The sequence below is a fragment of the Phytoactinopolyspora halotolerans genome (assembly GCF_010550675.1).
In the GTDB taxonomy this organism is placed as follows: Bacteria; Actinomycetota; Actinomycetes; order Jiangellales; family Jiangellaceae; genus Phytoactinopolyspora; species Phytoactinopolyspora halotolerans.
In genome coordinates this window covers 1-11,845 of record NZ_JAAGOA010000002.1, presented here as the reverse complement: position 1 = coordinate 11,845, position 11,845 = coordinate 1, and the positions used below count along the sequence as shown (strand labels likewise).

The 11,845-nt window shown below is 65.6% G+C and carries 10 protein-coding genes and 1 riboswitch; of the genes, 6 read left to right on the top strand and 4 right to left on the bottom strand.

Annotated features, from left to right (window positions below; translation table 11 throughout):
• Positions 1-88: 88 nt before the first annotated feature.
• The 4 genes from G1H10_RS02365 to hisC form a co-directional block, all read right to left on the bottom strand.
• Positions 89-1,084: a ribonucleotide-diphosphate reductase subunit beta gene (locus tag G1H10_RS02365; protein WP_163732188.1), complete on the bottom strand. Its 996-nt coding sequence runs from the start codon at positions 1,082-1,084 to the stop codon at positions 89-91.
• Positions 1,085-1,215: 131 nt separating this feature from the next.
• Positions 1,216-3,753 carry a ribonucleoside-diphosphate reductase subunit alpha gene (locus G1H10_RS02360; protein ID WP_163732187.1) on the bottom strand — a complete coding sequence of 846 codons (2,538 nt, stop codon included), beginning with the start codon at positions 3,751-3,753 and terminating at the stop codon, positions 1,216-1,218.
• Positions 3,754-3,942: 189 nt separating this feature from the next.
• A riboswitch (cobalamin riboswitch) is annotated at positions 3,943-4,139 on the bottom strand.
• Positions 4,140-4,384: 245 nt separating this feature from the next.
• Entirely contained in the window at positions 4,385-5,776 is a 1,392-nt protein-coding gene (locus tag G1H10_RS02355) for a helix-turn-helix domain-containing protein (protein WP_281354092.1), read from the bottom strand.
• Between the two features lie 349 nt (positions 5,777-6,125).
• The gene (gene hisC, locus G1H10_RS02350; RefSeq protein WP_163733233.1) at positions 6,126-7,232 is read right to left on the bottom strand and encodes a histidinol-phosphate transaminase; all 1,107 of its coding nucleotides are present in this window, start codon (positions 7,230-7,232) and stop codon (positions 6,126-6,128) included.
• A gap of 55 nt (positions 7,233-7,287) precedes the next feature.
• On the opposite strand from hisC, the gene G1H10_RS02345 reads away from it, so the two are divergent.
• The 6 genes from G1H10_RS02345 (at position 7,288) to G1H10_RS02320 (ending at position 11,702) form a co-directional block, all read left to right on the top strand.
• Entirely contained in the window at positions 7,288-7,665 is a 378-nt protein-coding gene (locus G1H10_RS02345; protein WP_163732182.1) for a phage holin family protein, read from the top strand.
• A gap of 145 nt (positions 7,666-7,810) precedes the next feature.
• A complete protein-coding gene (locus G1H10_RS02340) occupies positions 7,811-8,197 on the top strand; it encodes a hypothetical protein (RefSeq protein ID WP_163732179.1) in 387 nt (128 codons plus the stop codon).
• An 87-nt stretch (positions 8,198-8,284) separates the two neighbouring features.
• Positions 8,285-8,848, top strand: a complete 564-nt coding sequence (locus tag G1H10_RS02335; protein ID WP_376778568.1) for a low molecular weight protein-tyrosine-phosphatase — start codon at positions 8,285-8,287, stop codon at positions 8,846-8,848.
• Positions 8,849-9,718: a fructosamine kinase family protein gene (locus G1H10_RS02330; protein ID WP_163732176.1), complete on the top strand. Its 870-nt coding sequence runs from the start codon at positions 8,849-8,851 to the stop codon at positions 9,716-9,718.
• Positions 9,719-9,915: 197 nt separating this feature from the next.
• Positions 9,916-10,926, top strand: coding sequence for an ATP-binding cassette domain-containing protein (locus tag G1H10_RS02325; protein ID WP_163732173.1), 1,011 nt, complete (start codon positions 9,916-9,918; stop codon positions 10,924-10,926).
• Positions 10,923-11,702 (top strand): DUF2705 family protein, encoded by a 780-nt coding sequence (locus G1H10_RS02320; protein ID WP_163732170.1) that lies wholly within the window; start codon positions 10,923-10,925, stop codon positions 11,700-11,702. The genes G1H10_RS02325 and G1H10_RS02320 overlap by 4 nt, the downstream gene beginning before the upstream one ends.
• The last annotated feature ends 143 nt before the right edge of the window (positions 11,703-11,845 follow it).

Genomic DNA, 11,845 nt, shown 5'->3' with positions numbered 1-11,845 from the left:
CGTATGGCTGCGGCCCACGCATGGCCTCCGCCACCGATGTATCACTCCGGCCGGCGTATCGGGCCCGCCGGTGCGCGTGGTAGACGCGTCACGGGCCTCGGCCATCTGCACGGACGTCGACCTCGTAGCTTGTGTTGATCGATTCGAAGAAGTTGACCAGCTCGAGCGTGTCGTTCGCGGCAGCCATCCATTTCGCCGGATTGGCGACCTTGTAATGCGGACCGAAGCCAAGCTCCTCCAAGCGCCGATCGGCGAGATACTTCACGTAGCTGTTGATGTATTCCGCGTTCATCCCCAGGATGCCGCGTGGTAACAGATCCCGGTTGTACCGCTCCTCCATGGCCACACCATCGAGGATCATCTGCTTGATCTCGACGGCGAACGTCTCCGTGCGCAGATCGGGATTCTCGTCCAAGACGGTGAGAATCAGGTTGATCCCGAACTTCAGATGCAGGCTCTCATCCCGCACGATCCAGTCGATCAGCGAAGCGAAGTTCCGCAGCAGATTCCGCTGCCGGAAACTCAACGCCACCATGAAGCCGCTGTAGAACCAGATCCCCTCCAAGACGATGTTGTAGGCGACCAGGTTGCGGACGAAATCCCGCTTGCCCTCGGTGGTGCCGATGTCCAGGGGTTGCTCGGTCATCCGTCGGATGTAGCGGACCTCGAACTCCTCCTTGGCCGCCATAGAGGGCTCGTCCACATGCGCCTGATACGCCTGGTGCCGGTCGATGGGGAAGGTCTCCAGGACGTACTCGAAGGCCATCACGTGGTTGGCTTCCTCCCACATCTGCTTGGCCAGGTAGAGATGCGTCTCGGCCGCGTTCAGGTAGGGGTAGACGCCGTACGCCAACGCCTTGTTGACCAGAAGTTCGTTCGGGTTGAAGTAGCTCATGAGGAACGTCAACGCATGCCGCTCCTCCGCCGTCATACGCTTGAAGTCCGCAAGGTCCTCTCCGAGCTGGACCTCGTGCGGGAACCAGGTATTCGCCACGGCTTGGTTGTACAGGTCGTAGGCCCACGGGTAGCGGACCGGTTTCAGCAGCAGCCCTTCCTGGATGCCGGTTCCCAAGATCGTCTTCATCGTGGTGTGCTCCTTGGTTGTCTGAGCCGGTGGCTCTGGCGAGGCCATCGCCGACGGGCGTCGTCAGGCAGGCGATCGTCGGCGGGCCGTAGCCGGCCACCCGGGCGGTGGCGCGGGCGCGGTGGACTCGCCTACTGGCAGGCCTCGCATTCCAGGTGTTCTTGCGGGTCGACGGGGCACGCGACATCGGCGACGACATCAACCTCCTGGAAGCCGAAGCCACGCCCCGCGGCCCTCCGGGCGCGGGTTCCGGTGCCCCTCGTCGCATCGCTTGCCCCGGATTCCGCCGACGACGAGGCCACCGCGGTCACCGTGGCGGCACGAGCCATGGTCGACGACTCCGCCTTGTTCACCCGCACGGTGCTCTGTTCAGCTGTGTGACGTGGCTTCATGTGCAGGTAGTAGGTGGTCTTCATGCCCTTGGCCCAGGCGGCGGCGTAGATCTCCATCGTCTCGTCAGGGTCCCTCGTCTCCAGGTACATGTTCCGACTGATCGCCTGGTCGACCCACTTCTGAGCACGGGCCGCCACCTCGAGGAACGCGTACGGAGACAGCTGGAACGAGGTCTTGTAGACCGCCTTCAGCGTGTCCGGAACGTCCGGCAACGACGCCACGTCGCCCTGCGCCCGCAGCACGTCGTCACGGACCGACTCCCACAACCCACGCGCTTTCAGCGCGGCCACCAGGTTCTGGTTCACCTCCAGGAACTTGCCGGAGCTCGTGGCCCGGCTGAAGATCTGGGTGAAGCGCGGGTCCAATCCGGGCGTCGTCCCCGCCACCAGCCCGATGGACGCGGTGGGCGCGATCGCCAGCAGAGTCGCGTTACGGATGCCGCCGCGCACCTTTCGCCGCAGCCGTTCCCAGTCCATCCTGCTGGTACGTGACACCGTCACCGCGACGCCGCGCTGTTGCTCGGCGAGGTCGACGGTGTCGATCGGCACGATCCCCTCGCTCCACCGCGAACCGCTGAAGTTGGGATAGGCACCACGCTCACGGGCCAGATCGGCACTCGCGTCGATCGCGTGCCAGCTGATGAACTCCATCAGCTCATCGATCAGCTCGTAGGCGAACTCGCTCTGGTAGGACCATCCGAGCCGCTCGACCACCTCCGCGAAGCCCATGACGCCCAGCCCGACGGCTCGGTTCAGTTCATTGGACCGCTCCGCCTCCGGCACCGACGAGACGGTGATGTCGATGAGGTTGTCCAACTGCCGCACCGCCAGGCGAACAGTCTGCGCCAACCGGTCCCAGTCGAACCGGCCCGCCTCGAGGTGGCGGACGAGATTGATCGACGCCAGGTTGCACACCGCGATGTTCTCCTTGTCTTGCGGCAGGCAGATCTCGGTGCAGAGATTCGACAGATGGATCGTCCCGGTGTTGTTGTTCAGCGCGCGGTTGTTGATCGGGTCCTTCCACGTCAACCAGGGGTGCGAGGTGGTCTGCAGGCTCAGCACCATCGCCCTGAACTGCTCCCTGGCGCGGACCTTCGCGAACGTCCGCAGTTCGCCGGCCTCCGCCTTCCTCACGTACTCGGCGTAGCGTCGGGAGAACTGCGCCCCATAGAGCTCGGCGAGGTCAGCGGCTTCGAGCGGATCGAACAGGTACCAGTCGGCGTCGTCGGCCACCCGCTTCATGAACTCGTCTGAGATCCAGACCGCGGTGTTCGCCGTACGGGTACGACGGTACGGGTCGCCAGAGTTCTGTCGCAGGTCCAGGAATTGGGGGAAGTCCAGATGCCAGTTCTCCATGTAGAAACACAGCGCGCCGAACTTCTTCCCGCCACGGGAGACCGCGCGCAACGTGGAGTCGACCGTATGCATGAACGGGATCGGCCCGGTCGACGTCGTGCTGTTACTCCGGATCGGCGACCCTTCGGCACGCAGCTTGGTCACCGACAGCCCGATGCCGCCGGTGCCCTTGGTCAGCCACATCACGTCGCGGATGCTCTTCGCGATGTGCTCGATCTCGTCGTCCATCTCCAGCACGAAGCAGTTGGACAGTTGGGCATGCGCGGTCCCGGCATTGACCAGTGTCGAACCGGCCGGAAGGTACTCCAGACGGGACATCCGCTCATAGCAGGCCAGCGCCGACGACGTAGGGTCGGCTTCGTTCAGCGCCAGCCCCATCGCCACCCGCATCCAGAAGAACTGCGGCACTTCGATCGGCGCGCCGTCCGGGGCGTTCACCATGTACCGATGACGCAAGGTGACCACGCCGATGTACCGAAGCGACTCGTCGCGTCCGGGATCCAGGGCCGCCGCCAGGCGGTCCAGGTCGAACGCCCTGCCCAGCCGCGCGTCCAGCACGCCGTCGGCGACCGCCCGGCGGATGTAGCCGGCGAACCGGGACGTGTGCAGGGCGCGGAGATCGTCGGGAGTCCGGTGGTCACCGAGGACACGCCGGTACATGGTCGTGCACAGCATCCGCGCGGCGACGGTGTCGAACGCTGGATCCTCCTTGACGTTCTGCAACGCGACCTGAATGGCGGCTTCCGTCAGCTGCTCGCTGGTGATGCCGTCGAAGAGGGTGAGTTCCAGTTCTGATCGGACTTGCGCGGCGCGGCCGAACCGGTCATCCAGACCGACGGCGGCTTCCGCTATGGTGCGGGCGATCTTGCGACCGTCGTACGGTTCAGCGGTTCCATCCCGCTTGACGACAGTGATATTCACGCGTCCTCCTTCGCGATGTCAGGGCCTGATGAGCCCGGACCTCGGGGTGGAGCGCAGGGGAGACAACGCCGACTACGCCACGGGCAGCCGTCGCACGGCGCACCCGCGGAGGTGAGTAAGTCCTCGCGATCGTCCTCTGGCCCTCCCACGAGGCCGCGGACCCCCACGTGCATTCGCACGCACGCGGGCAACCGGCAGGTATTCGGACTCACGGGCCCGGCGACCACCTGGCTGGTGGCACCACCTACTGGCCGTCGCTTCCCGAGCCCGCTCGGTGGAGACCGAGGTGTCCCAGTGCTTGTTTGACGGCGGTCGTTCCCGTTCACCGCTGCGGGGCAGTCCCGGACTCACACCGGGTTCCCTGTACGCGACCCACCGCGCCGAGTCGCGCTCTCGGCCGGCGTTGAGCCGCTCCACCTCCGATCTGGATGAGCGGAGGTACCAGCTGCACGCACCACATTATCTTGTAGTTACGAAGATGCAAGCCACCTAGATGTTGTGGTGTGTCGCCCGCGTGCGCGGAGTCGGTACGCCGGTGCGCGCAGACAACGAAAGGGGCGGGAGGACCGTCGTCCATCCCGCCCCTGTTGCCGGCGGATTCAGCTCACCGGCACGTCGGAGTATCTCGTTATCAGTGCAGGGCCAGCTCGCTCCGCCGCTCAGCGGGAGCATCCAGTACCACACCTGCACCGACCGAATGCATGATCCGCATCGACTGCAGCGCCCGGTCGAACGCCTCCAGCGCCTCGTCGGTACGTCCCAGGTCACGGTAGAGGTCACCCAGCTCGCGCCACGCGGCCGCAGCCCGGCGAGAAGCGCCCATGGCTTCGAGCATCGACGCCGCCAGCGCTCCCTCACGTGCACTCTGATCGACGTCGCCCTCGGCCCGGAGCACCCGAGCAAGCACCAGCCGTGCCCGCGCCGACTCCATCCGGGGCTGGTCGCCGAGGTCGCGCAAGGCGGCCGTCGCGGCCTCGTGCGCCTCATCGAGGCGGCCGAGCGCGAGGAGTGCGTCCGCGCGCGTGCTGTCGAAATGCCGGATGTCGTCCACGCCGCCGTAGGTGGTGATCTCTTCCCGAGCACCATCGAGCAACTGCAACGCGTCGCTGGCCCGCGGCTCCTCACCCTGGAGCAGCAACCAGGCGTAGGCGATACGCAGACGAGCCAGGTTACGGCGGTCGTCGCCTTCACCGAACAAGGCGAGCGCCCGATCCACAAGATCGAGTGCCTGCGCGAGGTCACCGCGCGACTCGGCGATGACCGACGCGTTCCAGTAGGCAGCGCCACGAGTGTGCGGGGCGCCCATCTGGTCGGCCGCCCGCACCAGGTCGGCGGCGAGCGTACGGGATCGGACGATGTCTCCGCGGCCGTGGTAGGCGCTGAGCACGGTGCAGCCCAGACGGACGTACTCGTCCGTGTGCTCCAGCCCGATCTCTTGAGCCGCACGCATCGCCTCTTCGCCGATCTGGATCGCCATGTCGAGATCCCCGGCGCTCTGGTAGCAGCGGGACATGGCCAGCGCCACGTCGAGCCACGGCTGTACCTCCGGGTTCTGCCGTGCCTCTTCGGCCAACTCCCCGAGAAGCTCGATCGCGCTCTCCAGATCGCCCTTGCGCTCCAGCGCGAGCGCCTGCCCGAGGCGCGCACGCCGGCTCTGCTCGTCGTTCAGACCCGGATCCCCGACAAGAAGCGAGAAGTTGTCGTAGGCCTCCTCGGCGTTGCCGTCATACAGCGCCTTCTCCGCACGCCCGAGCGCCAGGCGCGCGCGGGTACGGATCGACGCGTCGACACCGTCCCGGAGGTATTCGACATCGATACGCAGACGCTCAGCAATATGCGCGAGCGCCGCGGCAGCTGGCTGACGACGACCACTCTCGACAAGCGACACATAGCTGGGCGACAGCATTCCCTCGGCAATATCGGCTTGCGAGAGACCCAACTCCAACCTGCGCGTACGGATACGCTGCCCGACAGGTGTTGGGGCGGGCGCCTCGTCAAGTGTTGCTTGTGGCTCATCTGTCATGACACTATTGCACTACAGGTAGTCATTTTTCGCTAGTCCTATGTAGACCCCCGGAGGTTGATCGCAGTGGCCCGTCTCAGGCGTGTTGTGGCTGTAACGCTCGCTGCCCTGACTCTGACGGCGACGGCGGCCATCGTGGCCACGCCTGCTTCCGCCGCCCCGGTTCAACCCGACTGGCCAGGGATGTGCTGCTAGCAGTACTATCGATGGCGCACGGACGGCGTCCTGCGTCTCGCCCCCCGAACGCACGGGCGCCGTTCGTGCCTTTTTGTGCCTGCAAGTTGTCGTTCGCCGACAGTCACGCATTGTGACCAGCTAGTCACACAGCGTGATTGTATTGTGTCGAATGTCATACTTCGCTACCGCTGATCCATTCCTGGCTGACTCTAAGGAATCGATCGTTCGCGGCGGATTCACCTACAGTCACGCGGCACCCTTCTCCGGCGAATGGACGGACGATTAGTCCATTCTCCGCACATTTGCGAGCAAAGTCCTCCGTGCTCTCACCGAGCTCCATCCATACGAAGTTCGCCTCGGAGTCCGGTACCGACCAGCCTTGCTCCCGCAGCGTCGCCATCACCCGGGTCCGCTCGTCGACCAGCTCGACCACCCGGTCGCGCAACTCGGCCTCGTGCTTCAGCGACTCGACGGCAGCGGCTTGGGCCACCCCGGACACGCCGAACGGCACGGCGGTCTTACGGAGCGCGTCGGCCACGTCGTCGTGCGCGACCGCAAAGCCCACCCGCAGGCCCGCGAGCCCGTAGGCCTTGGAGAAAGTCCGCAGCACACAGACGTTCGGATGCCGGGCGTACACCTCCAGGCCGTCGACCGCCTCCGGATCGCGGACGAACTCGCGGTACGCCTCGTCGATGACGACCAGCACATCACTCGGCACCCGCTCCAGGAACGCCGCCAGCTCGGCCCGGCGAATCGCAGGTCCCGTGGGGTTGTTCGGAGTACAGAGCACGACAAGCCTGGTCCGATCGGTGATCGCGTCGGCCATCGCGTCAAGGTCATGCCGAGCGTTCGCCGTCAACGGCACGCGTACCGATTCCGCACCGGAGATGCCGACCACGATCGGATAAGCCTCGAACGACCGCCACGCGTAGACGACCTCGTCCCCCTCCCCGGCGCAGGCCTGTATGACCTGTTGCAGCACGCCGACGCTGCCGGTGCCGGTGGCCAGATGCTCTGCCGGTACATCGAAGCGGTCCGACAGGGCTGCGACCAGTCCGGTAGCGAACATGTCCGGGTAACGGTTCAACGAAGACGCCGCTTCGTTGACGGCCTCCAGCACGCCCGGAAGGGGTGGGAACGGGTTCTCGTTCGACGATAGCTTGTACACGGACTGAGCCGGCTCCGATGACGGCCCCGCCGATCGTCCGGGCCGATACGACGGCAACCCCTCGAGCGCTGCCCGGAGTTTGACGCGTGGCTCGCCCGAACCGGACGACATGTCATCTTCGTGTGTCGATGGCGTCATGGTCACGCACCATATACGCTCAGCGACCGTGGTCTCCTTCATCGTTCGAATCATCGTCAATGGCCTGGCGCTATGGGTAGCCACCGAGATCGTCAGCGGCGTCAACATCACCTCCGCCGACTCGACTACCGATCGGGTGCTCACATTCGGCGTGATCGCGTTGATCTTCGCGCTGGTCAACGCCTTCATCAAGCCTGTTGTCCAGTTGCTCACGCTGCCGCTGTTCATTCTGACCCTGGGCCTGTTCACGTTCATCGTCAACGCACTGATGCTGTGGCTGACCGGATGGATCGCGGACCAGCTGGACGTACCGTTCGAAGTCGCCGACTTCTTCTGGGCGGCCGTCCTGGGTGCCCTGGTTGTCTCGTTTGTCAGTTGGATCCTCAACCTTTTGCTCCCGAAATAACAACCAAACGACTGACCCGAGGCCTTTCCCAGACGCGGTAGTGTGCCGTATCTTGGTGTCCACTTCGCATGACGATAGGTGCCCGGGTGGGCTCCACGGGGGTCGTCGTGCCGATTCATCCCCCTGATGACTTGGTGGACACAAGATGACGACCGGCTATGCCCCCGTGGCGTCGCTGCTCACCGAGCGGCCGCCTGAAGACCATCTGATCAATCGAGTGCCGCAGCAGCCACCGGCGCGTGGGCGCTCACACACGCCCTCACCACTGCACCAGCAGTACGAGGTGGTGTACGAGGACGGTCGCGGCAACCCGTTGCTCGCATTCTCCGACGGCCAGTGGTGGGACATCGCGTCCAGCAGCCCGCGCCCGGTATCGGTCCGGTTCGCGCTGCGTCGCGACCCTTCCTGGGCGGGTGCGGTCGTTCAGACCATCTGCCTGTGGATGCGGAGCCATCCGGACGACGAGCGTTCGTTCGACCTCGCGACCGAACTCGCGCTGGCCGTAGGTGAGCTTGCCCGGCAACGCGCCTGACGAGCACCCCGACGCCGATGAGACCATGCTGTCGTGAGCACTTCTGACTCCCAGGCACATGGTCGCGGTCCAGGTGACGTCAGTCCGATCACTCCATCCGAGCACACACCGCCTCGGTCGAAGGGATCCCCGTTCAAGGTCTGCGTGGTCTGCGCCGGCAACATCTGCCGCTCTCCGATGGCCGAAGCCGTACTCCGTGTCCGGCTGGCCAACGCAGGATTGAGCGCACACGTCGAGGTGTCCTCAGCCGGTACCGGGAGCTGGCACATCGGCGAACAGGCCGACCCGCGAGCCCGCAGGACGCTGCAGGCACACGGCTACGACGCGGCGGCGCACCGCGCCCGGCAATTCACCGATTCCTGGTTCGCCGACTTCGATCTTGTCCTCGCGCTTGACAGCGCCAACTTCGCCGACCTGCAGCGGATCGCGCCGGATGACCAGGCGCGCGCGAAGATCCGCATGCTGCGCAGTTACGCTTCGCACGACAACGGGCGCCACGCCGCCGATCTCGACGTTCCGGACCCGTACTACGGCGGCGAGGACGGTTTCGACCATGTCCTCCGCCTCGTCGAACAAGCAGCTGACGGGCTCGTCGAAGCCATCGCGGCTCACCGAGCCGTCGGCGATGCTGATCACCCGAGCCGGTCGTAGATGACCTCGATCGCCGTAGATCATCTCACCGGCCTCGTGGGCAACCAGGTCACGTCCGTCGTCCCCGTCGGCGGCGGCGATATCTGTCACGCGTTCCGGGCGGATCTGGCGGATGGACGCCACGTCTTCGTCAAGACGCTCGACTCCCCGGACAAGGGGTTCTTCGAAACCGAGGCGAACGGGCTTCGCTGGCTCGGCAACGGAAACGACGGCGCACCCGTGCCGGGCGTCATCGCCGTCGACGACACGTGCCTCGTGCTGGAATGGGTGGATCCCGGCGCCCCGTCAGCGGCGATGGCCGACCGATTCGGACGCGCACTGGCGGAGACCCACCGCAAAGGCGCCGACGTCTTCGGAGCGCACGGAGGTGACGGGTGGATCGGCACGCTTCCGCTACCCGGCGGCCCGTGGCCGGAATGGCCAGAGCTGTGGGCGCACGGGCGTCTCGCGCCCTATCTGAAGCTGGCGCGGGACAACAAGTCCATCGGCGACCGCGATGCAGCCGACGTGGAGCGGGTCATCGAGCGATTGCCGGAGCTTGCCGGACCGGCCGAGCAGCCATCGCGCATCCACGGTGACCTGTGGGCCGGGAACGTGTTGTGGGGAGCGGACGGTCGCGGGTGGCTCATCGACCCTGCCGCGCACGGTGGTCACCGCGAGACCGACCTCGCGATGCTCGCGCTGTTCGGCCTGCGCCACATTGACCGTGTCCTGGCCAGCTACCACGAAGCATGGCCCCTGGCGGATGGCTGGCGCCATCGGGTCGCTCTCCATCAGATGCATCCGGTCCTGGTGCATGCCGTACTCTTCGGCGGCTCGTACGGTCCGCAGGCGGGTCATCTCGCGCGGCAAGCTCTCGCCGCCGCGTGACCCACGTTCCGACGATCGTCAACGATCAGCCGTGTCGTGCACGGCTCGGCGGTTGACGATCATGGGCGAGAGGGAATGTCCGTCTCGGGGCGGATCTGGATCTCATTTCATGGAAGGACCTCGAGACGGCCGAAGAACCGATAGGTTCTTCCGGCGGGGATGGATGACCCGTCCCGCAACAACTGTCAGGAGTACCAGTGATCACCGCAGAAGGCTTACGGAAGCGCTACGGCAGCAAGGTCGCCGTAGACAATCTGTCGTTCAACGTACGCCCCGGTGTCGTGACCGGTTTCCTCGGCCCGAACGGCGCGGGCAAGTCCACGACGATGCGACTCATGCTCGATCTGGACAACGGCGAAGGAGATACCCGGTTCGACGGACGGCACTTCAGGGACATCCGCAATCCGATGCAGGAGATCGGGGCGGTCCTGGAGGCCAAGGCGTTCCACCCGACCCGGACCGCGCGCAACCACCTGCGCATGCTCGCGGCCGGTAGCCGGGTGCCGAAGAAGCGTGTCGACGAGGTTCTGGAATTCGTCGGCCTGTCCGACGTGAAACGCAAGAAACCCAAAGGCTTTTCACTCGGCATGTCGCAGCGCTTGGGGCTCGCGCAAGCGCTGCTGGGCGATCCGGCCGTGCTCATCCTCGACGAGCCGGCGAACGGACTCGACCCGCATGGCATCCACTGGCTGCGCGATGTGTTGAAGACGCTGGCCGGACAGGGCCGCACCATCTTCGTCTCCAGCCACCTGCTCTCCGAGATGTCCCTGATGGCCGACGAGCTCGTCGTCATCGGCATGGGCAAGATGATCTTCAATGGCGACGTGGACACCTTCGTCCGGCAGTTCACGCAGACGACCGTCCTGGTGAAGTCGCCGTCGGCAACGCAACTGGCGGAGACGCTGCGCGGGATGGGCGCGACGGTCGAGCCCGACCCCGGTGGCGGGATTCTGGTGTCCGGTGCGGACGCGTCCGTGATCGGCGAGATCGCTCACCGCGACGGCGTCATCCTGCACGAGTTGGCCACCAAGAGCGCCTCTCTGGAGGAGGCGTTCCTCAGCGCCACCGGCGCATCCGAGGAGTACGTCGCCCGCGAGCTTCAGGGCGAGCCTGGATCCGGCGGAGACCAGCCGCCGGCATCCGGCGGCCCAGAACAACCGACGCAGGCGCAGACACAGGGCGGCAACGCCCCCGGAGGTGCGGCATGATCGATGCGCTACGTTTCGAGTCCACCCGGATCCGCACGCTCCGCTCGACGTACTGGCTGCTCGGCCTCGGCATCGTGCTCAGTGCCGGTATCGGTCTGACGGTCGCCATCGCCACCCGGAACGACACGCTCGACGATCAAACCGTCATCACGGTGTTGACCGGCGGTGGAGAGTTCGCCACGTTCCTACCGATCTTCGTCGCCATCATCGGGGTCTTCGCCACCGGCCACGAGTACCGGCACGGCACCATCCAGCCGACGTTGCTCGCCATCCCGCAGCGGTCTACGCTGCTGCTCTCGAAGATCGTCATCGTTCTGGTCACCGCGGCGGTCGCCACGGTCGTCTCGGTGGCGATCAACTACGGGATCGGCATGATCTTCTGGGACGAGGCGCCCGAACTGGGCTCCAGCCCGCTCAACGAGGCCGTCCCCGGCTATGTCGTCATGGTCATGATCTATGGCCTGCTCGGCATCGCCCTCGCCCAGCTTTTCCGCGGCGTGCCGTCGGCGATCGTCGTGCTTCTGGTGACGCCGCTCATCGTGGAGTCGCTCATCTCGGGTCTGTCCATGGTGGACGCGCTGGACTGGCTGCAGCCCGCACTGAAATTCCTGCCGTTCAGTGCTGGCGCCCGCCTCGTCGCCGTGGAGCCCTACGACCCAGCCGGCGGGCCCGACTTCGACTTCTTCGATCGCTGGGTATCCGGCGGCGTCTTCGCCGGCTTCGCCGTCATCATCCTGATCATCGCCTGGGCCCTGTTCAAGAAGCGCGACGCCTGACCCCAGCTCCAAATGAGGCTCTTCTGACTTATCCGTGGGTGGGTTGAGCGTGTCATAGCAGCGCACGCCGTTCTTTCCGGCCTAGGTTTTTGATTGTCGAAGATCAAAACTAGGTGTGGGAGAACGGCGTGCGTGGTGCCAGC

Excerpts from the sequence above, each read along its gene's own strand:
- G1H10_RS02365 (WP_163732188.1), bottom strand. The coding sequence starts at position 1,084 with ATGAAGACGATCTTGGGAACCGGCATCCAGGAAGGGCTGCTGCTGAAA.
- G1H10_RS02355 (WP_281354092.1), bottom strand. The coding sequence starts at position 5,776 with ATGACAGATGAGCCACAAGCAACACTTGACGAGGCGCCCGCCCCAACA.
- hisC (WP_163733233.1), bottom strand. The coding sequence starts at position 7,232 with ATGTCGTCCGGTTCGGGCGAGCCACGCGTCAAACTCCGGGCAGCGCTC.
- G1H10_RS02340 (WP_163732179.1), top strand. The coding sequence starts at position 7,811 with ATGACGACCGGCTATGCCCCCGTGGCGTCGCTGCTCACCGAGCGGCCG.
- G1H10_RS02330 (WP_163732176.1), top strand. The coding sequence starts at position 8,849 with ATGACCTCGATCGCCGTAGATCATCTCACCGGCCTCGTGGGCAACCAG.
- G1H10_RS02320 (WP_163732170.1), top strand. The coding sequence starts at position 10,923 with ATGATCGATGCGCTACGTTTCGAGTCCACCCGGATCCGCACGCTCCGC.